Below are 23,624 nucleotides of genomic sequence, written 5' to 3'. Positions count from 1 at the left end.
TTAAATACTTCGAGACAGAAAACCCCGCTTATTGCGGGGTTTCTTTATTGCGAACTATTCATTCAAAGTTTTGTAAAATACACATAGCCTTATTTATGATAAAGTTAAATATTAAATACAAATTTAAAATAATTATGAAAAAATATTTAGCATTTACAGTTCTGAGTCTGAGCTTGGTAGGATGTGCCAGCACACCAAAAGCACCACAATCTGATTACTTTGCAAGAATTCAAAAAGAATTTAAAACCCAACCTGTGGCTATCTTGACAGATGCCTGCCTACTACGTAAAGAACTTGGTGACAGTCATATTTTACTGGATCAATCTAATCGTACTGCCGAAGCAATATCTCAATCATTGGTAAAACAGTTAAACCAGAATGCGGTTCAAGTGACCAAAACCTTCCAGCCAACACATTGCGGTTTCTTTGAAAAGCGTACCATTCAGACTTATAAAAAACGTAATACTTTAGAGTCGCAACCTGAATATTTAGGCACTTATCCTGTTTTGGCAGCCAACCAACCTGCAATTACTGATCTGGATGGTGCAAGTATCCAACTGCTGCTTCAAAAGAGTTTTAAAGCCAGCCATGGGCGTTATGCGTTAAGCAATAACTATCAACCTGTAGATATTGATATTACAGATCGCCTAACTGACCATCTCAAGCCTGTGTTAGGCACATCTAAGGTTCTGGTCATCCAGGTCTTAGGACAACAGCCTTCTTTAGGAAAACGGATTGGTAATATTGCCGGCACAGCTGCTTTCGCAGTTTTGACAATGGGTGTAGTTGTAGCAGATGATCCAGTACCTACAGAAGGCCAATACTATGTACTTTCTTATGTTGATTTGGATAAGAAACAAATTTTATGGTCTAAGCATCAAAAATTCGATGGAAAACTTTATCAGACCGGCCCAGTTAGCGTAACGACACCAAATATGCTAAAACCTTTGGGTCTTTAAAATAGAAATAAATAAAAAACCCTGTTTAATAACAGGGTTTTTTTATTTAAAAGAATGTTATCCCTTTGTAAATTTAGTTGAATATTCAACCAATAAAAACTTATCCATCAGCCACTTATATTTGGCAGGCGTATCATAGTCCCACATTTATCTCCTTTATTTATGGGGTTACGCATGAAAATGCTTAAAACACTTCTAGCAACTGCAATCGTTGCAACTTCAGCTTCTGCTATGGCTTCTGCAACTGTTTCTCCTGTTGCTGCAATGAAAGAACAAGCAAAAACTGTTGCTGCTCAAACTGCTCAACAAGCAACCGCGCCTGCACAAGCAAAAGTAGCGACTGCGACTGTTAAAGCACAAGACTCTGCTGCCAAAGCTACTGCTGAGAAACAAGCGGCTGTCGCTAAAGTAGAAGCAACTCAACAACAAGCTGCTCAAACTAAAGAAGCAGCGAACGCTAAAGTGGTAGCAACAAAAACTGTAGCGGATACTAAAGTAGAAGCTGTCAAAACTGATGCAGCTGTAAAAACTGCTGAAGTAAAAGAAGCCACTGTAGCCAAAGCTGAAGAAGTAAAAGCTGCAGCAGCTCAACCAGTAGAAGCAGTAAAAGCAGCACCTGCTGAAGCAGCTGTAAAAGCCGAGAAAAAAGGCTGGTTCTCTTGGTTTAAAAAATCTGCTTAAAATATTTTAAATCCATCAAAAAAAAAGATGTCCGAGTGACATCTTTTTTTATTTTTAGCTCTCTCTGTTTTAAAGTCAAAAATCTAAAGACCGTATAAATCTCTTATTCGACCTTTTGGGCTAACATAGTCGCAAAATGCTGCTTGATCCGGTTGCCCTGTTCATCTACACGGTGTAATTCACCTACATTTTCATTATATTTCACCAGATTCCAACCTTCATAATAGGTACTGAGCTGCCCCGGCTTAAAACTAAACGGAAAGTCTGACTGTACCGGAATATCATCGGTATCCATCGCACAGACAATCAGGTTATAACCGCCCGGCACTGTCGCCTGCTGCATCTGTGCAATAAGAGGTGGAATGGTATCGGCCTGTAGGAACATCATCACTACCGTACAGCAGATAAAGTCATATTGGCCCTGAATACTGGGGTCAAGATTTAAATCCCGTTGCTGAACCTGAATATTCTCGATTTTTTCGGCCTGAATGATCTGTCTCAAGGTTTGCAGACTATTTTCATTCACATCCCAGGCACCAACTTCAAAACCGTTCTGACTCAAATACAGCGAATTGCGGCCTGAACCACAACCGACATCCAGCGCACGACCACCCTTTAAATACGGCATAGCTGCCAAAATTTCTGAATGGGTCGGGCTTAGCTGATATTTCTTAGTGAAGTAATCCTCAGGTTTGCAGTAAAAACGTAGCTGACATTCTGCATCTTCATTGGCAGAAATAATCTTATGCCATACCTGTGGCTCAATGAACGGTGGTTGCTGCTCTGGCGTAAATACATGTTCAGACTGTATATGACCTGACTGATCCAGCATGGCAAAATGCAGCTCACCTTTAAGAACGGTCAGCTTTGCCCAAGTGCCTGCTTTGGTATTGTGTGGCTGCTTGAACCCTTGTGGGATAGCTTGCTGCGTCCAGACCGGAAATTCTTTATAACATTTCAATTGTTGCATAAAAGATTGTGCTCCCTCTTCTCGCTTTCCGTCTGCAAGCATGCTTCTGGATATTCATTTTTCTCAAGCATAGCTGGTTCTATTACAGATGAGAACTGGTACATCTTTGATGTAAGCAATGCAGTAAGACTGATTCTGACAGGAAAACATCATACAATTTAGGGCATAAGAAGCCATAAGATCTTTATGCTTAGAGTTTGTTCTCTGCTTCTTTAAGTGCCTGCTGATCGACTTGAGTCATTTGCTGGTTGAGCTGCACTATTTCCTGATACAGCTTATTGAATTGCTTTAAGGGTGCATCTTCATAGAACATAAAGGTCTGATTTTTCTTTTCCCATTTATTGTTTTTCAGCACCAGAAATAACTGGTCTGCTTTGGCCAGACTCTGTTTTTCAATTTCAAAAATTGCATGGGCATTATCCTGCTGCTGATTGGCTTTCAGATTATCTGCCAGCTGCTGACGATAGCGATTTTTAATATCCAGCTGTTTCACCTGCTCTAACTGCTGGGTTGCCCGCTGCTGAATTGTCTGTTCATAGCTATCGACAATTTCATGCACGCGCTTCAGCATGGCTTTAGTTTCTTTATAGTCTTGAGCCTGATCTTTGGCTAAGCGGTCAATGTCCAGAAAACGATCCCAGTTCGCTGCTTTGAGGTCACGTAAATACTGATTACGAGCCTCGGCACGATCACGCATCTGACCCAGAATAAACTGGGCCATTACGGCATAATCTCCATCCAAACGATCATCTTCCAGATCAATCTGAATCGGTTTAGACCAATCCTGTGCCTGTTGCAAAATAGATCCGGTTTTTTCTTCCAGTACCGTTTCATATTCTTGCAAATCGGCCTGCTGTTTCTGCTCTACAGAATTTTGATAAAATAACCAGATCAAAATTGCCAGTACCACTCCAGCGATAATCATAAAAACACGGGGCATCTACACGCTCCAGGTCTGTCATCCAGATCTTGTTGATTTTTTACACTATGCTTATTTTTCCAGCATAATTCAAGACATAGAGCTTTTCACATTTGTGAACGTGCTTCCTCAATACTGAAAAAATGAACCCAGTAAAAAGTCTGAAGAAAGGAAATAAGTTTTCAGACTTCCTTTCTTCATGTCGTGACCTGGCTATACCGAAACTGACTGACCTGATCAGCCTGACCCATCGGATTGTGTGCTAGCGCGAACCAAAAGGCAGACTGAGCTCAAGCCGATTCGGATCAAACTGTTCCAGGACGATCTGTACATTGGTGGCATTCCGGTCAATACCGAAAGGTTGCAGAATTACATAGATTCCATTTCTTGGATCTGAGGACTGCAAGCCTTGTGCTACTGCCAGTACATATTCCCGGAATACAGTAGGCAGACTGTCCAGATCTGGATTAGGCGCTGCCGCTCCCATGTCAATATTTGTAACGACATCACCATCGACACTATAAGCCTGGATATCGCGTTCAATTTTCATCAGGCGCATCTGCAAAGCCTTACGCTGGCTGGCACCTTCCTGATAAGGCATAATTTCCGTTACAGCACGCATCTCAGGCTCTGCCATGACAGTTAAGGTGGGAAGTACCGTTGTTTCAGAAGGAGCAGGAGCTGCGTGACTCAATGTAGGGAGAGTAAAAGCAGTACAGGTCAGCATCAGGCCCAAGCTTTGAATGGATTTTAGGAGATTCATCTTATTACCCCTCGGTTGGAAAAGGGAAAGCGTCAGATTAAATCTTACAAGTAATACAGCTTCTTATTGTTAAGTTTGATAAACGGTCAATCGAACCCATTACACCCTCATAAAACCAACCAGCAAATCAGGAACAAAGCTCCTAAAAAACATAAATGAATCAGAAGTTAAATTTAAAAAAGCAAAAATCCCCGGTTTGCGGGGATTGATTTGCATTACTGGCTCTCCTTTAAGGAGATCTTGGAAATTGCGCTACAGGAGATGGATTGTTGTAGTTTTCTAATAAGCCCAGATTTACCTTGTCTAGATTGATCTGTAATTGAAGGCCACGCCCTGGCTGCATGCTGCTGCTACGATCGATCCCGACATTCTCCAGCAGTGTATACAGTCCCTGGGTTGGATCACTGGATTGTAAGCCTTGGGCAATGGTCATCACATACTGTTGCAGTGCAGGTGACAGTGAATCTAAATCAGGTGCTTTTATGGGCTGGATATCTAGGTTTGCCACCACATCAGGATTGACCATGAAATTCTCTGCATCCCGGGTTCCACGGATCACCTGATGCTGTAAGGCTCGCAGATTCTTTTCTTCCTGTACAAAAGGTACATAGCCGGTTTCATTACTCATTTCAGGTTCAGCCATAATGGTCATCGTAGGCAAGGTAAGCACCGGTTTCTGTTCTTCCGCATGCACTGCTATGCTCAATGTACCTAACAGAATCCCAAATAAAGATGTTTTTAGACTATTCATGGGCTTTCCCCTACTTCAAATTTCACAACCTGAATGCCTTCACCGGTTGCTAAAGTCTGTATTTAATTTAATTATCTATTAGATTACCTTGATTATTTAGAGAACTCATTCTTGCTCAGATGAATGGCAAAACAAGTTAATTCTTAGGCTGAATCAAAAATCACAGGCGAAAAAAAACCTCAAACATTGTTTGAGGTTTTTTCGAATATGGTGGCGAGACCCAGGATCGAACTGGGGACACACGGATTTTCAATCCGTTGCTCTACCAACTGAGCTATCACGCCGATGCGGTGTATTAAGCCGTATCTGGACACATTAGTCAATCGAAATTATGAAAAAAAAGATTGAGTGTCTGAATTTTGGCCTAAAAAAAATCCCTGATGGGATCAGGGATTGAAAACTTTAAAATCGTTTTGAATATGGTGGCGAGACCCAGGATCGAACTGGGGACACACGGATTTTCAATCCGTTGCTCTACCAACTGAGCTATCACGCCGATGTCGCGTATTAAACAGTTTCAGCTCTTAATCGTCAAGTACATAACGTATAAAAATCATCAAATGTTTACTTTTCCATCGATTTGCATGTTTATACAGCAATATTTTTCAATATTCTCAGCAAATACCTGACTAATAAAACAAATTGAATCCGGTATTTACAAAAAAAGCAGCCCGAAGGCTGCTTGAAATTTATCTGTATTTAAATTTTTTCAAGATTTGCCAGACAGCGGTGAATGGCTCCACATCCCGGTACGAATGCTTTTACTCCTTTTTCCTCTTCCATGCGGCATGCCTCACTCACCAGCCTTTCTGCAACCCCGCGTCCACGGTTGGCCGGATGCACCACAATATTTTCCAGGGTTCGGCTTTCGCCTTGTCCCGTGCACCAGATGGCACCGATGATTTTGGTGTTAAATTCTGCGGTATAAAGTAAGGTATACTGTGCAAGGTTTTGCTCTAGATGTTCAATGGCATCTGCCCCATCACTAAATTCAGGGCTAGTGTCATACAGTCGCTCAAGCTGGCTGCGCACTTCGTCGTTTTCTAGAGAAGTATAAGCATGTACGGTAATAGGCATTGATAAACCCTCCTGAGCAATCTAATATGCGGTGACGTCGTCACGGCGAAAATATTTTCTACATCAATCATTTTGACGTATTTGAGGAACGTGTCTATGACAGATCGTATCAGTGAAGTGGTAAGAAATACCAACGAAACCAAAATTCGAGTTCGTTTGAACCTCGATGGTACTGGTCAAGGCACTTTAAACACTGGTATTCCATTTTTAGATCATATGATTGATCAAATCAAGCGACATGGTCTGTTCGATATTGATATTCATTGTGATGGAGATCTGGAAATTGATGACCATCATACCGTAGAAGACTGTGGTATTACCTTAGGTCAAGCGTTCGCTCAGGCTTTGGGTGATAAAAAGGGCCTACGTCGTTATGGACACTTCTATGCGCCGCTTGATGAATCTTTAAGCCGTGTGGTGGTGGATCTGTCTGGCCGTCCAGGTCTGTTCATGGACATTCCATTTACCCGCGCCATGATTGGCCGTTTTGATGTAGACCTGTTCTCTGAGTTTTTCCAGGGCTTTGTCAACCACTCACTGATAACTGTGCACATTGATAACCTGAAAGGTAAAAACAGTCACCACCAGATCGAAAGTGTATTTAAGGCGTTTGCCCGTGCACTGCGTATGGCATGTGAAGTTGATCCACGTGCTGCGAATACTGTTGCTTCAACCAAAGGTACCTTGTAATGACCCGTATTGCCCTTCTTGACTATGGCATGGGAAACCTACACTCAGCAGCCAAAGCACTTGAACACGTCGGTGCAACGGTAGATGTAACCAATGATCCAAAACTGATCGCCCAAGCCGACAAAATCGTTTTTCCGGGTGTGGGTGCAATGCGTGACTGTATGCAAGGCATGCATGAAGCCGGAATTGATGAAGTCGTGCGTAATGCCGTGTTCAACAAACCGGTATTGGCGATCTGTGTCGGTATGCAGGCCTTGATGCAACGCTCTGAAGAAAATGGCGGTGCTGATGCACTGGGTATTTTTGCAGGTGAAGTCAAACACTTCCCGGAAATGGCGGGTTTAAAAGTGCCGCATATGGGCTGGAACCAGGTACATCAGGCCGATCCAAGCCATCCGATGTGGAAAGACATTGCTCAGGATGCCCGTTTCTATTTCGTGCACAGTTACTATGTGGAACCCCAAGATCCAAGCATCGTGGCAGCAACCTGTAACTATGGTATTGATTTCTGTACTGCCCTGCATCAAGACAACCTGTTTGCGACCCAGTTCCATCCGGAAAAGAGCCATACTGCAGGCCTTCAATTGCTAAAAAACTTTGTGGATTGGAATATCTAATCCAATACATTCAAAAAGCTCGCATCATGCGGGCTTTTTTTATGGGCTACAGCTTAAAATTTTATTTTTGAAAAATAATTCACATCCAAACTTCCTTCTCTAAGGTATGCTCTATTCAACCTGAATATTCATCAATGGAAGATGCTTTAATCATGGATACCCAACTTAATGATATTCTGCCGAGTAAAGAGGCAATAGCGACTTTTCCACCTTTTCAAAATATCGCGCCTGAAAATATTGTGGTGATTAACAGTATTCAGCAATGTGAAGCTCTACGCGAAGAACTTGAGCAGATCGCGGTCTTTGGTCTGGACACTGAGTCCAAACCGACCTTCAAGGTCGGTGAAGTGTCCACTGGTCCGCATCTGATTCAGCTGGCCACTCTGGAAAAGGCCTACCTGTTTCAAATGAATACTGCCATTTGGGATTTTCTGAAACCGATTTTTGCCAATCGTGACCAGATTAAAGTTGGTTTTGGCCTGAAAAATGATGCGCATCTCTTCCGTAAAAGAGGCATTGAGCTGAACAGTGTGATTGAACTGTCAAAGTGCTTTGGTGCATTCGGCATTAAAAATCCTCTTGGACTAAAAAATGCGATGGCTTTGCTATTTCAGGTGAATTTTCCTAAATCGAAACGGGTTACGACATCGAACTGGGCGAAAAAACATCTCAGTCAGGCACAAATTGAATATGCGGCTGCAGATGCCTATGCACCTTTACTGGTCTTTGAAGAATTGCTGCACCGTGGCTTGGGTCCTAAGGAAGTTCCCAATACTTCACTAAAATTGAAAATTCGCCCGCATTCAAAAATTTGAACAAACAGAAGATCAGTTTTCTAGCGAAATATCATTTTGATATTAGACTCCATCAGGAGTATTGGAATAAATAAAAAAATTGAAGAATAAAATCCTGTTACTCCAGCATATCTTCAGACAGGTTTTCTTTTTTCATACCGTTTAAGAGTTAGAAATTTCGACTTTATTTGCTAAGATGAACTCACTGAAATTCATTCTAAAGATTAAGCAAGGAGCGAAAGCATGCTGATCATCCCTGCAATTGACCTGAAAGATGGCAAATGTGTCCGTTTAAAACAAGGTCGTATGGAAGACGATACCGTATTTTCTGACGATCCAGTGGCAACAGCACAGCATTGGGTAAATGAAGGCGCTCGCCGCTTGCATTTAGTAGATTTAAATGGTGCTTTCGCAGGTACACCGATTCATAAGCCAGTGGTAGAAGCCATTGCCAAATCACAGCCAGAATTGCCTATCCAGATTGGTGGCGGGATCCGCTCACTGGAAACCATTGAGCATTATCTGGAAGCAGGCGTATCTTTTGTGATTATTGGTACAAAAGCAGTGCAAAATCCTGAATTTGTAGAAGAAGCATGCAAAAAATTTGCAGGCCACATTATTGTGGGTATCGATGCCATGAACGGCATGGTAGCAACTGATGGCTGGGCGAATGTGACTGATGTAAAAGCGACTGATCTGGCAAAACGTTTTGCGGATGCAGGCGTGTCTAGTATTGTTTATACCGATATTGCCCGTGATGGCATGATGCAGGGTGTCAACATTGAGCAAACTGTACATCTGGCACAATATTCAGGTCTGCCTGTAATTGCTTCAGGTGGTGTAACCAATATGGATGACGTGCGTAACCTGAAAGATCAGCCTGGCATTTTAGGTGCGATTACCGGTCGTGCGATCTATGAAGGCACTTTAAATCTGCGTGAAGCACAATTATTGCTGGATGAACAAGAAGCGCTATAATAGCGTCTGCTGAAAAAGAGGTCTGTGGACCTCTTTTTTTATTGTTCAATTTTTTGACCCTCTCTCCCATGTCGACACCTATTTCCCAAACTCCCTCTATCTGGAGAACTAAAGTTCCTCAACTTGCTCTGATCCTGATTACGATTATCTGGGGTGGCAGTTTTATTACCGTACAATATGGCCTGAATTTCAGTAGTCCGGTGATCTTTGTCGGATTACGTTTTGCAGCGGCGGCAATTGCCGTAACCCTGCTGTCCCTAAAGCATCTGAAAAGCATGACACTTAAAGAAGTGGCAGCGGGTGCCATCATCGGGGCTGTGATTTCGATCGGTTATGGAACACAAACGGTGGGTTTGCAAACGATTAGCAGCAGTGAATCGGCCTTTCTAACAGCGTTGTATGTTCCCTTAGTGCCTCTATTGCTGTGGTTACTGTTCCGTAAAAAACCGCATTTTATGACCTGGGTCGGTGCCCTGTTTGCCTTCCTCGGTCTGGTCTTTTTAACGGGCAATGGCTTTGGTGCCATCCAGCTGAATTTTGGTCAAGCTTTGACTTTGCTCGGCTCGATTGCCATTGCACTTGAGATTATTTTTATCAGTCATTTTGCTCCAAAGGTGAATACCCGGCGTGTCACCGTACTACAACTCATTTTTGCCTCGCTATTTTGTTTTCTGATGGCACCGATACTGGGTGAATCTCAGTTACCTGACTTTCACTGGCATCTGGCAGGTATTTTGGTCGGTCTCGGTATTGCCAGTGCCTGTATTCAGCTGGTGATGAACTGGGCACAGGAAATGGTAGATCCTTCTCAAGCTGCGATCATTTATGCGGGTGAACCGATCTGGGCAAGTTTATTTGGACGTATGGCGGGAGAACGTTTGCCTGCGCTGGCACTTCTAGGCGGATTGATGGTGGTACTTGGGGTAATTGCCAGCGAATGGAAACCAAAATTTTTCAGAAAAGAAAAAATAGAAGAGTTGAAGGAAGATCTTTCCTAAGCTTATGAACTCCCCCTCTTAGAAAAGGGGGAGTTTTTTATCTAGAGAAATATAGCTAATCTTATTTGGTATACATCGGTCGATTGTCATTCAGACGCATAATGCCGCGAATCGCGCGATAGACAATCCAGATCCAGGAAACAAAGACCACAACCAGACAGAAAGTTGATGCGCCAAAAGCGACGCCTGCAAACAGGTCCGGATCTTCATGGGTAAAGAACAGGAATAGGAATGGCACAAAGGCTACAATATTCCAGAACAGATACCACCAGAAACTGCGGATTTGCCAGGTAAAGTGGCTTTCAAAAATCGAACCTCGTACATCCGAGCGCTTCACATAGTTAATAATCAGTGCAATCACTGCCAGCAAGCCACCACTAAAAATGGCCACGATATATAAGATATAAAGAATCAGGGTTAGCGTGCGATTTGAGTCTTTATCAATTGAATAGTTCATCTACGCTCCTGTGGTTGTTTCTAGATATTCAGGCTGTTGAAGGGAGAAATCAGCCATATAATCAAAATGATGTTAAAAGCTATAGTACAAAAATAAATTTGCCGGAAGGGTTGTTTTTGTGTTTTATGCCGTAATTTTTGCTGTGCCAGCCAGGCTGCCGGCCATCCTCCCAGAAAAGCCACCAGATGCAGGGTGTTTTCCGGAATACGGCGATTGCCCAGTTGTGCCGCTTCCTTATCCTGGGCATACAGCCAGTAACTAAGGACATTCATCAGGCTCACCAGCAACAGGATCATTCCACTCAACAAGCCGGCTAAACTTAGTCCCGCTAATACCAGAATATAGGCCACAGAAGCAACCTGCATCGGCTGTAGTCTTTCTGGCTGACTTCGGCCTGATGTTTTAGTTTTTGTTTTTGCAGTTTTGGTTTGCGATGCTTTCAGGTACATAACCTGCTGGGCACGATAGCGTCCCTGCTCGTCCAGAATCACAAGATAATCCAGCGCACAACCAACAATCGGCCGTGGACCGGGACGGGCAAAATCCTTGATATGCAAAAACACGCGATCTTTGGCCGGATCATTAGGCTGAATAAAGCCATAGCCTTTGTCATCAAACCATTCCACTAAACGTCCCTGATCGCGCATTTTGCCTGTTCCTGTTTATTCTAAATTTAAGCTGTCACGAATTTTAAACGTTCAATCAGCATGTTACGCATCTCTTCCGGATTTTTTTGCAGAATATCTTCACCGGTGCGGCCTTCAGCCGCATTTTTCTGTGCCACTTGTAAACGCATCATCCAGAAACGGCCCGCAGCCATCGCCAGGTAAAGCTCCAGACATGATTTTTCATCTGCAGTTAAAGGACGAACAGTTTCATAGGCTTTTAAAAAGGCATTGGCCTTTTCTTCATTTAAGGTGACTTCTGGATAATTGGTACAGAAGTCATTTAAAGTAATCGCAATATCAAACAGGAATTCATCTTTATTCAGCTCATAAAAGTCCAGAATTCCTTTCAGCTGATCACCCTCAAACAGGGTATTGTCACGAAACAGATCCGAATGGATAAAGCCACGTGGACGATCCGGATATACTGCGGTTAAAGCTTCATACAAGCCCAGAAGTTTACCCAGTAAGACTTTATCTGCTGCGTTCAGACTCGGTTTAATTTCCTGTGCTACGTTATACCAGTAAGCATGGTCACGGACAAAGGCACGCTCAAGTTTAAAATCTTTCAATGCCACATGCATTTTGGCCTGAGCAATGGCAATCGCTTCTGCCTGCGCAACGGTAGATGGCATCGGATGCTCGCCCATCATACGTGGCGCAATTTGTGCCGGTTTATTTTTTAGTGTGTGAATGGCTTTGCCTGAGTGGGATAAAGGCACCGGTACGGCGAGACCTGCCTGCCCCAGATGCTGCAAGACCGGCACCAGTTCTCCGGCGGCCTGTTCATCCATATCTTCAAAAACAGTCAGCACATATTGCTGGTTTTCGCAGACCAGAAAATAGTTCGTATTCTGGATACCTCCTTGAATGGGAATCAGATCAATCACCTCAAGTCCATAAGGTGCTGCGAAATCCTGAACTTCCTTTAAAGTCAAAGTGGTATAAACCGACATAGAAAACCTGCGAAAAAACTTACATATTTTTGCTAGAATACCGTTTCCATCTACCAAGGTGTAGCGCTTGCGTGGGTGAGTTTCATAATCGGCTGTAATAATTGGAAAAATTTATGCTAGCTAAACGTATTATTCCTTGTCTGGACGTCGACAACGGTCGCGTAGTCAAGGGTGTTCAGTTCCTTGATATTCGTGATGCGGGTGACCCGGTAGAAGTGGCACGCCGTTATAATGAACAAGGTGCCGATGAAATTACTTTCCTTGATATTACCGCTACACATCATGGACGCGACACCACTTACCGTACCGTTGAGCGTATGGCTGAATCTGTATTCGTACCGCTTACTGTAGGCGGTGGCGTGCGTAAAGTGGAAGATATTCGTCTACTGTTAAATGCAGGTGCAGATAAAGTCAGTATTAACTCGGCAGCAGTCTTCAATCCTGAGTTTGTACAGGAAGCCTCACAGCGTTTTGGCGCGCAATGTATCGTGGTAGCGATTGATGCCAAAAAAACTGGCGAGAATAAATGGGAAATCTTTACCCACGGCGGACGCAAACCGACCGGCATTGATGCCCTGGAATGGGCAGAGAAAATGGCCAGCTATGGCGCAGGCGAACTTTTAATTACCTCTATGGATGCCGATGGCACCAAAGCAGGTTATGACATTCCACTCATGCGTGCCATTAATGACCGTGTGACTGTACCGACGATTGCTTCAGGTGGCGTAGGCAACTTGCAGCATCTGGCTGACGGGATTATCCATGGTGGTGCCGATGCAGTACTTGCCGCCTCTATTTTCCACTTTGGCCAACATACCATTCCTGAAGCCAAGGCTTATCTAGCTGCTCAAGGCATTGAAATGCGTCTTTAAACGACAGCCTTCAAATGAAAAAGAGCGTGAATATCACGCTCTTTTTTTATGCATTATTCTTAGAAATCATTTAAATTCTGGACAAAAAAAAGGAGTCTTGCGACTCCCTATAAAAACCAAGAAGAACTACAGCACTTGGTATCTTTGACATTTACAATATAACTCAATCTGTATGCAGGTTGATAAGACTTTCTATCATCAACAGACGCAAATATAGGTGAAATCCTGAGCACAATATTGACAATATATGCAGAATTTATTGACAAATCACGACAGGGCTAACCAAAGTAAGAAATAGTTAACATTTTATGTGGCAGATTACTCGAAATTTAAGTTATTTAATCACGATCTTTAGCCCATTTAGCCGGGAAATAACGCTGGGTTAAGTGGATTAAGCGCGTAGAGATCTGTTCCGGCAACGCAATACCAAGAGGATTTTTTTCCTGTAAATCTGCTGAAGAAATCACCCGAGTTCCCATCAAATAATCAAACCAGGGCTTGGTCACGCACCAGTTGGCATCCTGGTTACTGTTCATATGGTGATCATAATGCCAGGGAATTTTTTTTCTGGCCCATTCTGGTTGCAGATGTGCCCGCCGATGCATATAAAAATAATTGCCTGCACTATATAGCGTGGCCAGAAACATGCCCTTGGACAAGGGATAAAAAGCCAGCCCGAATACGCTTGCTGCGACGGCCAGTGAACCGATTTCATTGCGGATTCGCCAGTTTTTCAAACCTTCCACATAGGCATAATCAGAAAATCTGGTCTTGCGAACTTCACGATGATGTTCCCAATGGGAACGCATGCTGTCCGGCACTGGGCTATAACGTGTCTGCCCTGCCCGATGCGTACCATGCAGTACATATTTATGCGCAAACCATTCAAAGCCATTGGCTACGACCAGTCCTGCTAGAAAGCCTTTCCACATGATCTTTTCCTCCCTGTTTGTTTACACTATAGGTCAAACAAAGGGCTAGATATTGACCGATAATTTCAATATCATTGACAAAAAACGACAGAACAAAAGAATTAAAAAATGCACGTTCCTCAAGATTATGTCGGTTCGGTATATGGTGGTTTAGGACATTTGCTTTTGGACTATTACCAGCTCAAACAACTGGACATCCCCAAGAAATTGTTTGCGATCCAGAACCTGGAGCGTTTTGATTATATTCTCTGGCGCGATCTGCTCAGCGAGCTGGACCAAGAGTTGCAACGGCCGGCACTCGGCCTGGAAATCGCGCAACTGGTGCAGGCCAAACATCTGGGTATTATCGGCTATCTGGCACTATCCAGTGAAACGCTGGGCGAAGCCTTTATGCGTTATCATGACTATCATCGCCTGATCTATGATGGCAGTCCTTTACAGGTCAGTCTGGATAGAGATTACCTGTCCATTTCCTGGAGCGAGATTCCGTTTAAAGTGAGTACGCAACTCACAGACGAGATTGCCATCGCGCTCATGACTGAATTTATTCGCTCAAGCATTCTTGACCAGCATCAACTGCATCTGCATGAAGTCCATTTTCAGCATCCGGTCAATAAAAATATTGCGGTCTATGAACAGTATTTCCGCTGCAAGGTCCGTTTCGGGCAGGCCAGAAACCAGGTACTGATTCCTGTGAGTGAAATGTCGACTCCTTTAAAAAAAGGCGATCAGACCTTACAGAAATTACTGATACAACAGGCAGAAGCGGTGCTGGAAAAACTTCCGAACTCCACCCAAATTGACCAACGATTGCAACAGGCGATTCTGGTCGGTCTGCAGAAAAACATGTTCCAGATCGAGCATATAGCCAAACAGATGAATTTTTCTGTACGTCAGCTACAACGCTACCTGCAAAAACAGGGTCAAACCTATCAGCAGCGTATGCAAGAAATCCGCTGCATGATGGCCATTCAATATCTGAAAGATCCTCATCTGAGTTTGCAGGAAATCAGCATGCTGCTTGGCTATTCTGAGCAGAGCGCATTTCAGCGTGCCTTTAAGCAGTGGACGGCTCAAACCCCACAACAATGGCGCTCAGAATATCTGGAAACCCAAGTGCAGGAAAAATTTCTGGACTATCCTGCTACCGCAGAGATTAATGTCCCATATCAGATCTAAAAGTTTGAATAAAATAAAAAAGCTTCTCATCAAAGAAGCTTTTTTCTAGCCGGAATAGTGATTTAAAAAATTTCTATAAGAATGGATTTTCAATTTCATCTGCATCATTGCGTTCAATTTTTTCTGGCAGATTCGGTGTTTCTTCGAGCTGCTGCACAATATCATTTAACAGTGCTTGTAAGACTTTGGCTGCCTTGAGACCGGCCTGGTCTTTGGTAATTTGCAGATTGCCATACACACTGACACAGTCCAGATCATTCTCAACTGTCAGGTCATGAATCGCATGCGATTCGGTTCCATTTTCAAATGCTTTAAACATTAATTTCCACTCTGTTTTATTATTTTTACTCACCTGTCTTCAGCATGCTACCTGAAGCCTGCTTTTTACAGCAAGCTCCTTTTCACTATTTCAGCAGCTGCAGGATGTATTGTAGTAAGGCCTCAATCAGCTGTTTAACAATCGTATCCTGGGTATCATGATCGATCCCGTTCTTATTAACTGATGAGCTGGTATTACTTGTACTGGCCGAACTTGAAGCCGACGGTTTGAACTCACGCTGCAGTTTTTCCAGATCTTCTTTTGGCACGTCTTCAGCACACTGGCTTTCTGCATCCCAATTCGAATAGGCAATTTTCTGGTTGGCCTTCACAGCATTTGCAGTTAACGGCAGATGATAGGTATTGCGTTTCTGTTCTTCAGTTAACTGAGGAAACAGGTTAATGCCAAGCTGCTCTTCCAAATAGCAGACACTGACAATGCGAACCTTGAGCGAGTTATCATTAGGAGCATAGTAGGCACCAATGGCACCAGTTTTCGGCATGTAGATCGCTTTATACACGGCAGTTGGTACAATTACACCCTTGCCAATAGTTTTCAGCTTTTTGGCAGCAAAGACTGGCCCGGTCACTACATACACGTCCTGCTTCTGCTTGGTCACAATTGCCCGGGTTGCTTCTTCCAGCTCACGCCAGACCTGCTGATTGTTCTTTGGTGCCTGCGGGACCATATTGGCCAGCGAGAAACTGTCAGACTGTGAAGCTTTATTTGGCATGTCTGCATTTGGCGCCATATGGCCTCGGTCATAACCTGACCCCCGGTAGTCAGCCAAAGTCGCACGATGAGCTGCATTCAGTCGTGTTTCTTCATGGAAGTTGTCTTCACGTGGAATTTTCTGGCTCAGACGCTTCGGTGTTAATGCCTCCGCCACCCACAGTGGCGTTTTGGATACACCAGAATAACCCACATTAAAGCCATTAAAACACAGTGAATAACTGTCTTTTTTCAGGCTATCTTTCATCAGGTAAGGCGGGATGTCCCGGTAAAACTGTTCCAGACAGCTCGAATTCGATGTAGAAGGCAGAGAAATCCACTGACTGATTTTTTCCTGGCCAAACGCAATCGCAAAACTCCCGGAAGCGACCATTGCCAGGATCACTTTCACGCTATTTTCATTAAAAAACTGAAAAACTGAATTCTTCGACTTACGCTGCTTCTTTGCCATGCTACACGTGCTTTTAAGATCAAAATCGGGGGTTTTGCGAGCTTAACAAGCCATGTATATGAAGTATATCTTACCCTCTTTATTTGCCTAATAATTACACAATCTACCCCTATATTCTTAAATCTTGTAACAAAGTGTCGTTTTTTTAGTGAGCTTTCAGCTCGGTTTTTTGACCTTTAAGTAGCTTTGATTGTGACCTCGTCTTGAGTGTGCAAAGCTATTTGACTACTCAAATTACGTACAATTATTAGCAATGGAGTTAATTTATGAATTCCAAACTATCTAAGTTATTAGGTCTCGGAATATTTACAAGTGTGATCAGTGCCGGCGCATTCGCTGAGCCTCCTGTACAAGCGGGTGAAACACTTGAAAGCTTGTCTAAAGCTAAAATTAGTACCACTGTAAATGGTCAGCAAGCTTCACTTGAAAGCCTGGTGAATTCTGGACAGATTCGTCTGGTAAACCAGCCAATGTCTGCACCTGCTCAGCCAGGCCAGCAGCCACAACAATCAATGCCAAATCAGCCAATGCCAACACCAGGCATGCCTGATGCACCTGTTGCACAACCCGAAATGCCGGATACCAATCCAGCTCCAGCCAATCTTGAGTCTGAGCCAGCAGCCCCTGCTACAGAACAGGAAATGACTATGGGTGAAGCTGTAGAGCAACCAGCTCTTGAAGAACAGCAAGCTGCTGCACCTGAAGCGGCTGCGATGACTGAACAAACTGAAATTGCAGTAGAAGCTGAAGCCGATCCTGCAGTAGATGCACCTTTAAATGCCGCCCCTGAAATGCCCGCTGAGACAGAAGCAACAGAACAATAATTTGTTATAAAGCTTTCTAAATTCTCTCCCCTAAAAAACCAGAGCCTAGCTCTGGTTTTTTTATTTTTACATCTCGATCTGACTACCCAGTTCAACCACCCGGTTGGTCGGAATCTGGTAGAAGTCGCTGACTGGACTGGTATTACGTTGCATGGAAACAAACAGTTTTTCCCGCCAAGGTGCCATTCCCTCTCCCACCGTATGCATAATCCTTTCCCGGGAGATAAAGAAACTGATCTGCATCAGGTCATATTCAAAACCCCATTCTGCATACGCATGCTGCAATGCTTCCGGGATATTAGGCTGATCCTTAAACCCGTAATACATTGTCACTCGATAAAAATGCTCACTGAGTTTTTCTAGTTTAATCCGTTCTTCATCACCGACAAAAGGAATATCCCGGGTAATGACTGTTACTAGAATATTGCGCTCATGTAGCACCTTGTTGTGTTTGATATTGTGCAACATCGCATGCGGCACAATGGTCGGAGTTCCGGTCAGGAAAATCGCTTCACCCGGCACAAACTTGGTGCCTCCACCGATTGAAATACTCTTAATAAACAGGTCAATTGGTAGCGCATCTTTTTCCAGACGGTTCAGAACCAGTGCACGACCATCTTTCCAGGTCATCAGAATCGTAAATAATGCCGCCCCGAGCAGAATCGGCACCCAGCCACCTGATGCAATTTTTAAAGACGTTGAGGCTACAAAAACCAGATCCAGCATCAGGAATGGTGTGGCAAATAACACCACTTTCCAGATTGGCCAGCGCCAGAAACCATAAGCCAGAATGCTGATTAAAATGGTTCCACAGAGCATGGTCATGGTGACTGCGACCCCATAAGCACTTGCCAGCCGGGCGCTATTTTCAAAGAGCAAAATCAGAATCACTACGGAAATAAACAGCATCCAGTTAATGAATGGCAGATAGATCTGACCACGTTCTTCGGCTGATGTGTGCTTTACGCTCAGACGCGGTAAATAGCGCAGTTGAATGGCCTGATTCACCATGGAGAACACCCCGGTAATCACCGCCTGTGAGGCGATCACAGCAGCTGCTGTCGCCAGACCAATCATTGGATATAAGCCCCATTCCGGAAGCAGCATATAGAAAGGATTTTCCAGTGCTTCAGGACGGCGCAGCAATAATGCCCCCTGTCCGGCATAATTCAGTAACAAACATGGCAATACGATAATGAACCAGGCTAGACGAATCGGCAGACGACCAAAATGCCCCATATCGGCATAAATGGCTTCACCACCAGTCATGGTCAAAATCACGGCCCCCATGGTTAAAAAGGCCACAAAAGGCTGATCGACCACAAAATGATAGGCCCAGTATGGATTCACCATGGCCAGTACTGTCGGGGTCTGGATGATACTCCACAAACCAAAACCACCAATTGACAGGAACCAGAGTAAAGTCAGTGGACCAAAAAATTTCCCCATGGTTCCAGTACCATGACGTTGTACCAGAAAGAGTCCTGCAATAATCCCGATCGATAAAGGCTCTAACCATTGGTTAAACACAGGTGTGGCAATACTCAGCCCTTCAATCGCAGATAATACGGAGATCGCCGGGGTAATAATTCCGTCACCAAAAAACAGTGATGCCCCAATAAAGCCGAGCGCAATCAGGTAAATTTTCTTGTCATCAGAAATACGTGTGGTTCGCAAGTTGAGGGCCAGCAAGGACATGATTCCGCCCTCACCGTTGTTATCGGCACGCATGATGATGGTGACGTATTTAAAGCTCACTGTCAGCATGATGCACCAGAAGATCAAGGACAAAATGCCCAACACCGAAGCTTCACTAATGGCAAGGTGCGACGTCAGAAAACATTGGCGTAGTGCATACAATGGACTGGTTCCAATATCTCCAAAAACAACCCCAAGCGCAGCCAGCGTAATTACCGGGAGAGCTGCTTTCTGTGCAGTGCTTTGCATATATCGTCTTCGTTTTTAACAAGCATTTTTGCGAATCATAGCACTGCGCTCAAAGTTTTTCCGCAAATCAATTGTTTCAAGCTTGGCAGACTGGCTTTTTTTCTATATCATCCACGGCCATGGTGAGGTGTCCGAGTGGCTGAAGGAGCACGCCTGGAAAGTGTGTATACGTTTATAGCGTATCGAGGGTTCGAATCCCTCTCTCACCGCCAAATTCAAAAGAACTGCAATCCAACGCAGTGCACAAAGGCTTAAATCTAAAGGGTTTAAGCTTTTTTGTTGCCTAAATTATGAGGTGATGTATTAAAAATAAAAGAATAACCATACAAGTTACATAAATGATGCCGGATGGCTGTTGAATGACACTGAGGAATATTCGAGCATGATCTTATCTTGGTAAAAAATGATGGATCGCTATGAAAGATGATGAAAAGCCCCTAAATTTTGATGATGATAATGAGCCTCTAGATTTCGAAGATGAAGAGTTCACTGATGATAAAAAAGAGGACGAAATGTACAACCCGATTACTAAGGATGGATCAAGTGTAGATCCTGCAGATGATGGCACACGTCATCTTCGTCCTGAAGATGGTGATCCGCTAGAAGTCGAGCCTTAAGCCCTAGCCCAATTTTATATTGGGCTTTTTTTATAGTCTAAAACCCTAAAAGTGAGCATCTTGGACAGATGAATTGAAAAAGGATAATTCGTTTTACTGGTTATTTTTGAGGTAAGTATCGCTTGCTTTTTCTTTTGACAGATTTAAAGAAGTGAGCACATAGGCTGGAATATATTGAAATAAATTCTTTGAATAAAACTATGATATATCCATTTTTATTACTTTCTTAACTTTATGTTCTTCTTTTAGTTTATTTATATGATAGAGACAAAAACTGGCATAAAAATAGCTTAATTTAATTGTCATCATCGCTATGTTATGGTGGAATCAAAACAGGATAAAAGGAGAATAAAAACCAAAAGATAGAAAACGTTATTACTTGAGTCTTCCTTATTTGGGTTAGAAAAAAGTGGAAACACTGCTATTCGGAGAGTGGACATGAATAACAGCGCAAACTACATGAAACAGATAAAAAATGCCAAACGCGGCGGTTATACCCCAACCATTGCCAAAGACGTCAACAAACATAAGATTCAAAAAGCCCTAAAACTAATTGAACAGTGGAGAAGTCTCGCTCAAGAACTCAAACCTCAAATGCAGTTTGATATGGCCTTTACTTTAGAGGAATGCGCACAAGACCTGGATCGGATACTCAAAAGCAGATAATTCCCTTTTAACTCACTCATAATAGATTTTAAATATCAACCCCTTATCCTTGCCCATATCCCTGATGTGGGCAATTTCATGATTTAAATGTAGATGCCTGACTGAAGATGATTCAATGATCAGCAATAAAAAATTGGTTATAAGATTGAACGGTTATTTTTTGGCTTGCGCCCTTAAGAAAAATCTGTAAAATGCACTCCACAACGCCGGCATAGCTCAGTTGGTAGAGCAACTGACTTGTAATCAGTAGGTCCACAGTTCGAATCCGTGTGCCGGCACCATTTTCTTAGCCTCGCTTTTTAGTGAGGCTTTGATGTTTCTGGGCTTGGTATTTTTATATAGCTGTGCTTTTGCCTTGAATACTCAGATCGCCTGCGCTGTCACCTGTACATATCGCACGATCCCATCCTGATATAACTTCTGGCAAAGCTTTGCCGTCATCCGGATTTTAAACTGATCCAGTCTTTTGCCTTTTTGTTTCAATTTCTTTGAATTTAAATTCTGATTTACATAATCAGCAAAACCTGAAAATACCGCTTCGGACAGATCTTCAATCTGAATCTTCTTAAATTCAAAATTTTCCAGACAATGATAAAGCTCATTTTCCGACATCAGGTTTTTTAAATCAACATCGGCGGATTTCAGCAGAAACTGATATTTACGCTTTTGCAGCGCATTCAAGCTGTTCCATTTTTCAGACAAGATCAGATGATGAAAGCCAATCCGTGCATTGGTGTTCAAAACACTGCGTACCTGTTCGAGAAGTTCGGAAACGGGACTATGATAGGCGGCATCCAGACACAACACCACATCAAAGCGCTGGGAAAAATGTATGTCTTTTAAACGCAGGAAAGAAGCCGGATAGATGGCATTGAGATCAGGTAAATGCTGCTGGATATTTGCCACACAAGCAGGCTGAAGTTCCACACCGGCCAGATATTGCACCTGATAGTGTTGTTGCCAGTGCAACAGGCTGGCACCCTGGCCACAGCCCAGATCCAGCAATTTATCTTTTGAATTTAAGCCGACCGTTTCTGCTAATCGGTCGGCCAAAGTTCGACAGGCAGCCGCATAATCCTGCTGCCCTGCCCGCCAATAACCCAGATTGCTCCAAGACAACTGCGAGTGGTCTCCCAGCAACGAAGCATCAATTGCATATTTATGTTGAGGAAGACGCTGACGAAGTGCCTGAAACCATTGCATCAATCAATAACCGAGTTGGGGTGCTACCTCGATCTTAGGTTTAAGTCCTTCAAATGGCAACGGTGCCCCCATAATTGCAGCAATTTTCATAGCAGAAGTCACAGCAGATTCTAGAATTGGCAAACCATCCGATGACCATGAACCGCAATAGAACACTTTACGGTTCATTTCCAGATGGCGATGCTGTAATTCTTTATTGAGAGCGATAGTATTGGCATCCACTACCGCACGGGTCAAGGTCACTGAGGAAATCACTTTTTTCGGATCGATCTCAGTCACAGGACGCCAGGTCTGGAATACCGGTGATTTACCCACCAGACTCGGTTCAACCGCATTCAGCCAAACCGTAAATTGCTGACGGGTAAACTTGCGATCCATCATATAGCTGAGTACAGCCCAGTCCTTACGCTTTGGAGGCATCACGCTGCTATCACGGTGAATGACCAATTCGCCCTGTTCGAATTTGAATTTCTTTAACAGCTCGATATCGCGTCCAAACTGCTCATGATCCAGGAATTCATCAATATGATTGGTTGGTGTCGCCACCACGACGCGATCAAAGGTTTTCGACAGACCAACTGCATTTTCTACCAGTACTTTGTCGCTCTGCTCTTTTACCGAAACGATCGGCGCACCACTTTCAATGTGAATGCCTTCAATCAGTTTGTCTACCAAAGCCGGAGTACCGCCCTGCATACGCAACAAGGCATCACCATCCGTTAGCTGACGCAGGAAAATCAATAGCGGTTTGGCTGGCCATTCACCAATGGTTTTCGGGTTACAGGTACAAATGGTATACAGCACCGGCATCACCGCACCATGCCAGAACACTTCTTCAATCTCATTACGATTGATAAATTCTGCCAGGCTGATGTCCTGATTTTTAGATTTAAAGAATTTTGCCAAGGCTGTTTTGAGTTGCAGCAAACCTTTAACCAGACGCCAGCCATATTGCTGGATGCCTTTGCGGTTATTGATAATCGGAATATTGCCAATCTTGCTACGTGATGTGGTTAGCCAGGTTTCTACCCGGTCTTCAAACAGCCAGCTACAGGCCATATAAGTACGTACCGGGTAAGTTTTAATGCCCAGATGAGTCGCCAGACTTAAGGTATTTTTCCACAGATAAGGATTCATCACACGTAAAGGTGCGTCAATGAGGCCTCCTTCAAATTCGAGACTATGACTGTCCATGCCGCGACCCTGAAGCGCTTCAAAAATAGTAATGCGATGTCCTGCGTCCTGAAGAATTCTGGCAGTAGCCAGTCCAGCCATGCCACTACCAATTACTGCGATATCCAATCTGATCATCCGTCATTGAAAAACTAAAAGAAATTATGAACCATGCTTTCGGCAAATAGGTTATTAAAATCTTCCAGAATACTTTTTTTTCGTAAGTCTGAGTTAACGTAACTTTACAAATAAATTACATTTTTTGAATAGCAAAAAACGTCTTTATATAGAGCGAATTAAACCGCCATTATATTTAAATATTTAAAAATAAATCTTTAAAAAACAAATGATTTAATTAACCGATTTTTTAATCATCGGTTTACAAAGGCTGCGAAATACCCTATAATATGCAGCACAAGAAAGAGATAAATTCA

General features: G+C 43.4%; 26 protein-coding genes and 4 tRNA genes. 14 read left to right on the top strand and 16 right to left on the bottom strand.

All coding sequences use genetic code 11. The features are described 5' to 3' along the window. Positions 1–134: 134 nt before the first annotated feature. Positions 135–959: a hypothetical protein gene (locus AC4MBN_RS00955; RefSeq protein WP_166136827.1), complete on the top strand. Its 825-nt coding sequence runs from the start codon at positions 135–137 to the stop codon at positions 957–959. A 174-nt stretch (positions 960–1,133) separates the two neighbouring features. Next, entirely contained in the window at positions 1,134–1,640 is a 507-nt protein-coding gene (locus AC4MBN_RS00950; protein ID WP_419375169.1) for a hypothetical protein, read from the top strand. Between the two features lie 103 nt (positions 1,641–1,743). On the opposite strand, the gene tehB is transcribed toward AC4MBN_RS00950, so the two are convergent. The 7 genes from tehB to AC4MBN_RS00915 form a co-directional block, all read right to left on the bottom strand. Next, positions 1,744–2,610, bottom strand: coding sequence for an SAM-dependent methyltransferase TehB (gene tehB / locus AC4MBN_RS00945; protein ID WP_491880501.1), 867 nt, complete (start codon positions 2,608–2,610; stop codon positions 1,744–1,746). A 190-nt stretch (positions 2,611–2,800) separates the two neighbouring features. Continuing rightward, positions 2,801–3,550 (bottom strand): hypothetical protein, encoded by a 750-nt coding sequence (locus AC4MBN_RS00940; protein WP_491880500.1) that lies wholly within the window; start codon positions 3,548–3,550, stop codon positions 2,801–2,803. A 241-nt stretch (positions 3,551–3,791) separates the two neighbouring features. Next, complete coding sequence (locus AC4MBN_RS00935) at positions 3,792–4,292, bottom strand: hypothetical protein (protein WP_419365802.1); 501 nt, start codon at positions 4,290–4,292, stop codon at positions 3,792–3,794. Positions 4,293–4,521: 229 nt separating this feature from the next. Beyond that, positions 4,522–5,043: a hypothetical protein gene (locus AC4MBN_RS00930; RefSeq protein WP_491880499.1), complete on the bottom strand. Its 522-nt coding sequence runs from the start codon at positions 5,041–5,043 to the stop codon at positions 4,522–4,524. A gap of 208 nt (positions 5,044–5,251) precedes the next feature. Then, a tRNA-Phe gene (locus AC4MBN_RS00925) sits at positions 5,252–5,327 on the bottom strand. Between the two features lie 136 nt (positions 5,328–5,463). Further along, positions 5,464–5,539, bottom strand: a tRNA-Phe gene (locus tag AC4MBN_RS00920). A gap of 203 nt (positions 5,540–5,742) precedes the next feature. Next, the gene (locus AC4MBN_RS00915) at positions 5,743–6,120 is read right to left on the bottom strand and encodes a GNAT family N-acetyltransferase (protein ID WP_004781604.1); all 378 of its coding nucleotides are present in this window, start codon (positions 6,118–6,120) and stop codon (positions 5,743–5,745) included. A 96-nt stretch (positions 6,121–6,216) separates the two neighbouring features. Between AC4MBN_RS00915 and hisB the strand changes: the two genes are divergently transcribed. The 5 genes from hisB (at position 6,217) to AC4MBN_RS00890 (ending at position 10,197) form a co-directional block, all read left to right on the top strand. After that, entirely contained in the window at positions 6,217–6,810 is a 594-nt protein-coding gene (hisB, locus tag AC4MBN_RS00910) for an imidazoleglycerol-phosphate dehydratase HisB (RefSeq protein WP_491876275.1), read from the top strand. Continuing rightward, complete coding sequence (hisH, locus tag AC4MBN_RS00905; RefSeq protein WP_180104676.1) at positions 6,810–7,427, top strand: imidazole glycerol phosphate synthase subunit HisH; 618 nt, start codon at positions 6,810–6,812, stop codon at positions 7,425–7,427. The genes hisB and hisH overlap by 1 nt, the downstream gene beginning before the upstream one ends. A gap of 152 nt (positions 7,428–7,579) precedes the next feature. Then, the gene (locus AC4MBN_RS00900; protein WP_034702719.1) at positions 7,580–8,242 is read left to right on the top strand and encodes a 3'-5' exonuclease; all 663 of its coding nucleotides are present in this window, start codon (positions 7,580–7,582) and stop codon (positions 8,240–8,242) included. A gap of 222 nt (positions 8,243–8,464) precedes the next feature. Further along, entirely contained in the window at positions 8,465–9,199 is a 735-nt protein-coding gene (hisA, locus tag AC4MBN_RS00895) for a 1-(5-phosphoribosyl)-5-[(5-phosphoribosylamino)methylideneamino]imidazole-4-carboxamide isomerase (protein ID WP_005232592.1), read from the top strand. 68 nt (positions 9,200–9,267) lie between these two features. After that, the gene (locus tag AC4MBN_RS00890; RefSeq protein ID WP_491880498.1) at positions 9,268–10,197 is read left to right on the top strand and encodes a DMT family transporter; all 930 of its coding nucleotides are present in this window, start codon (positions 9,268–9,270) and stop codon (positions 10,195–10,197) included. 61 nt (positions 10,198–10,258) lie between these two features. On the opposite strand, the gene AC4MBN_RS00885 is transcribed toward AC4MBN_RS00890, so the two are convergent. From AC4MBN_RS00885 to AC4MBN_RS00875, 3 genes are read right to left on the bottom strand one after another with little or no spacing between them, the layout of a single operon-like run. Then, on the bottom strand, positions 10,259–10,654 hold the full coding sequence (locus AC4MBN_RS00885; RefSeq protein WP_004781593.1) for a DUF4870 family protein: 396 nt from the start codon (positions 10,652–10,654) through the stop codon (positions 10,259–10,261). 20 nt (positions 10,655–10,674) lie between these two features. Beyond that, the gene (locus AC4MBN_RS00880) at positions 10,675–11,301 is read right to left on the bottom strand and encodes a DUF1294 domain-containing protein (protein ID WP_419375163.1); all 627 of its coding nucleotides are present in this window, start codon (positions 11,299–11,301) and stop codon (positions 10,675–10,677) included. 26 nt (positions 11,302–11,327) lie between these two features. Then, entirely contained in the window at positions 11,328–12,275 is a 948-nt protein-coding gene (locus AC4MBN_RS00875) for a homoserine kinase (RefSeq protein WP_419375162.1), read from the bottom strand. 113 nt (positions 12,276–12,388) lie between these two features. Here AC4MBN_RS00875 and hisF point away from each other — a divergent pair, with 113 nt between their 5' ends. Continuing rightward, a complete protein-coding gene (gene hisF, locus AC4MBN_RS00870; protein WP_004781588.1) occupies positions 12,389–13,147 on the top strand; it encodes an imidazole glycerol phosphate synthase subunit HisF in 759 nt (252 codons plus the stop codon). A gap of 338 nt (positions 13,148–13,485) precedes the next feature. Here the strand turns inward: hisF and AC4MBN_RS00865 are convergent, their stop codons facing one another. Beyond that, positions 13,486–14,079 (bottom strand): hypothetical protein, encoded by a 594-nt coding sequence (locus AC4MBN_RS00865; RefSeq protein ID WP_491880497.1) that lies wholly within the window; start codon positions 14,077–14,079, stop codon positions 13,486–13,488. Positions 14,080–14,187: 108 nt separating this feature from the next. On the opposite strand from AC4MBN_RS00865, the gene AC4MBN_RS00860 reads away from it, so the two are divergent. Then, complete coding sequence (locus AC4MBN_RS00860; RefSeq protein WP_491880496.1) at positions 14,188–15,258, top strand: AraC family transcriptional regulator; 1,071 nt, start codon at positions 14,188–14,190, stop codon at positions 15,256–15,258. A 73-nt stretch (positions 15,259–15,331) separates the two neighbouring features. On the opposite strand, the gene AC4MBN_RS00855 is transcribed toward AC4MBN_RS00860, so the two are convergent. Together AC4MBN_RS00855 and AC4MBN_RS00850 are read right to left on the bottom strand one after the other, a co-directional pair. Next, positions 15,332–15,577 (bottom strand): hypothetical protein, encoded by a 246-nt coding sequence (locus tag AC4MBN_RS00855; RefSeq protein WP_491880495.1) that lies wholly within the window; start codon positions 15,575–15,577, stop codon positions 15,332–15,334. 85 nt (positions 15,578–15,662) lie between these two features. After that, complete coding sequence (locus AC4MBN_RS00850) at positions 15,663–16,760, bottom strand: DNA/RNA non-specific endonuclease (RefSeq protein ID WP_005232604.1); 1,098 nt, start codon at positions 16,758–16,760, stop codon at positions 15,663–15,665. Between the two features lie 266 nt (positions 16,761–17,026). Here AC4MBN_RS00850 and AC4MBN_RS00845 point away from each other — a divergent pair, with 266 nt between their 5' ends. Next, entirely contained in the window at positions 17,027–17,584 is a 558-nt protein-coding gene (locus tag AC4MBN_RS00845) for a hypothetical protein (RefSeq protein ID WP_180002500.1), read from the top strand. Positions 17,585–17,650: 66 nt separating this feature from the next. Here the strand turns inward: AC4MBN_RS00845 and AC4MBN_RS00840 are convergent, their stop codons facing one another. Next, positions 17,651–19,531, bottom strand: coding sequence for a potassium transporter Kup (locus AC4MBN_RS00840; protein WP_005232606.1), 1,881 nt, complete (start codon positions 19,529–19,531; stop codon positions 17,651–17,653). Positions 19,532–19,652: 121 nt separating this feature from the next. Between AC4MBN_RS00840 and AC4MBN_RS00835 the strand changes: the two genes are divergently transcribed. The 4 genes from AC4MBN_RS00835 (at position 19,653) to AC4MBN_RS00820 (ending at position 21,095) form a co-directional block, all read left to right on the top strand. Further along, positions 19,653–19,743 (top strand) — tRNA-Ser (locus AC4MBN_RS00835). Positions 19,744–19,947: 204 nt separating this feature from the next. Further along, entirely contained in the window at positions 19,948–20,148 is a 201-nt protein-coding gene (locus AC4MBN_RS00830) for a hypothetical protein (RefSeq protein WP_004781578.1), read from the top strand. 438 nt (positions 20,149–20,586) lie between these two features. Further along, a complete protein-coding gene (locus tag AC4MBN_RS00825) occupies positions 20,587–20,814 on the top strand; it encodes a hypothetical protein (RefSeq protein ID WP_004781576.1) in 228 nt (75 codons plus the stop codon). Between the two features lie 205 nt (positions 20,815–21,019). Continuing rightward, positions 21,020–21,095: transfer RNA gene (locus tag AC4MBN_RS00820), tRNA-Thr, on the top strand. Positions 21,096–21,177: 82 nt separating this feature from the next. Here AC4MBN_RS00820 and AC4MBN_RS00815 read toward each other — a convergent pair. Together AC4MBN_RS00815 and AC4MBN_RS00810 are read right to left on the bottom strand one after the other, a co-directional pair. Next, the gene (locus AC4MBN_RS00815) at positions 21,178–22,017 is read right to left on the bottom strand and encodes an SAM-dependent methyltransferase (protein WP_491880494.1); all 840 of its coding nucleotides are present in this window, start codon (positions 22,015–22,017) and stop codon (positions 21,178–21,180) included. Between the two features lie 3 nt (positions 22,018–22,020). Continuing rightward, entirely contained in the window at positions 22,021–23,328 is a 1,308-nt protein-coding gene (locus AC4MBN_RS00810) for an FAD-dependent oxidoreductase (protein WP_491880493.1), read from the bottom strand. Between the last annotated feature and the right edge of the window lie 296 nt (positions 23,329–23,624).

Source organism: Acinetobacter sp. CAU_H_60, assembly GCF_058599385.1.
This window is presented reverse-complemented; position numbering and strand designations above follow the sequence as displayed.

Bases quoted from the DNA above. Each gene is read 5' to 3' on its own strand.
- AC4MBN_RS00865 (WP_491880497.1), bottom strand. From the start codon at position 14,079: ATGTGGAAAGGCTTTCTAGCAGGACTGGTCGTAGCCAATGGCTTTGAA.
- AC4MBN_RS00940 (WP_491880500.1), bottom strand. From the start codon at position 3,550: ATGCCCCGTGTTTTTATGATTATCGCTGGAGTGGTACTGGCAATTTTG.
- AC4MBN_RS00860 (WP_491880496.1), top strand. From the start codon at position 14,188: ATGCACGTTCCTCAAGATTATGTCGGTTCGGTATATGGTGGTTTAGGA.
- hisA (WP_005232592.1), top strand. From the start codon at position 8,465: ATGCTGATCATCCCTGCAATTGACCTGAAAGATGGCAAATGTGTCCGT.
- AC4MBN_RS00825 (WP_004781576.1), top strand. From the start codon at position 20,587: ATGAATAACAGCGCAAACTACATGAAACAGATAAAAAATGCCAAACGC.
- AC4MBN_RS00880 (WP_419375163.1), bottom strand. From the start codon at position 11,301: ATGCGCGATCAGGGACGTTTAGTGGAATGGTTTGATGACAAAGGCTAT.
- AC4MBN_RS00845 (WP_180002500.1), top strand. From the start codon at position 17,027: ATGAATTCCAAACTATCTAAGTTATTAGGTCTCGGAATATTTACAAGT.
- AC4MBN_RS00850 (WP_005232604.1), bottom strand. From the start codon at position 16,760: ATGGCAAAGAAGCAGCGTAAGTCGAAGAATTCAGTTTTTCAGTTTTTT.
- tehB (WP_491880501.1), bottom strand. From the start codon at position 2,610: ATGCAACAATTGAAATGTTATAAAGAATTTCCGGTCTGGACGCAGCAA.
- AC4MBN_RS00885 (WP_004781593.1), bottom strand. From the start codon at position 10,654: ATGAACTATTCAATTGATAAAGACTCAAATCGCACGCTAACCCTGATT.
- AC4MBN_RS00855 (WP_491880495.1), bottom strand. From the start codon at position 15,577: ATGTTTAAAGCATTTGAAAATGGAACCGAATCGCATGCGATTCATGAC.
- AC4MBN_RS00875 (WP_419375162.1), bottom strand. From the start codon at position 12,275: ATGTCGGTTTATACCACTTTGACTTTAAAGGAAGTTCAGGATTTCGCA.
- AC4MBN_RS00890 (WP_491880498.1), top strand. From the start codon at position 9,268: ATGTCGACACCTATTTCCCAAACTCCCTCTATCTGGAGAACTAAAGTT.
- AC4MBN_RS00915 (WP_004781604.1), bottom strand. From the start codon at position 6,120: ATGCCTATTACCGTACATGCTTATACTTCTCTAGAAAACGACGAAGTG.
- hisF (WP_004781588.1), top strand. From the start codon at position 12,389: ATGCTAGCTAAACGTATTATTCCTTGTCTGGACGTCGACAACGGTCGC.
- AC4MBN_RS00900 (WP_034702719.1), top strand. From the start codon at position 7,580: ATGGATACCCAACTTAATGATATTCTGCCGAGTAAAGAGGCAATAGCG.
- AC4MBN_RS00810 (WP_491880493.1), bottom strand. From the start codon at position 23,328: ATGATCAGATTGGATATCGCAGTAATTGGTAGTGGCATGGCTGGACTG.
- AC4MBN_RS00815 (WP_491880494.1), bottom strand. From the start codon at position 22,017: ATGCAATGGTTTCAGGCACTTCGTCAGCGTCTTCCTCAACATAAATAT.
- hisH (WP_180104676.1), top strand. From the start codon at position 6,810: ATGACCCGTATTGCCCTTCTTGACTATGGCATGGGAAACCTACACTCA.
- AC4MBN_RS00840 (WP_005232606.1), bottom strand. From the start codon at position 19,531: ATGCAAAGCACTGCACAGAAAGCAGCTCTCCCGGTAATTACGCTGGCT.
- AC4MBN_RS00830 (WP_004781578.1), top strand. From the start codon at position 19,948: ATGAAAGATGATGAAAAGCCCCTAAATTTTGATGATGATAATGAGCCT.
- hisB (WP_491876275.1), top strand. From the start codon at position 6,217: ATGACAGATCGTATCAGTGAAGTGGTAAGAAATACCAACGAAACCAAA.
- AC4MBN_RS00935 (WP_419365802.1), bottom strand. From the start codon at position 4,292: ATGAATCTCCTAAAATCCATTCAAAGCTTGGGCCTGATGCTGACCTGT.
- AC4MBN_RS00950 (WP_419375169.1), top strand. From the start codon at position 1,134: ATGAAAATGCTTAAAACACTTCTAGCAACTGCAATCGTTGCAACTTCA.
- AC4MBN_RS00930 (WP_491880499.1), bottom strand. From the start codon at position 5,043: ATGAATAGTCTAAAAACATCTTTATTTGGGATTCTGTTAGGTACATTG.
- AC4MBN_RS00955 (WP_166136827.1), top strand. From the start codon at position 135: ATGAAAAAATATTTAGCATTTACAGTTCTGAGTCTGAGCTTGGTAGGA.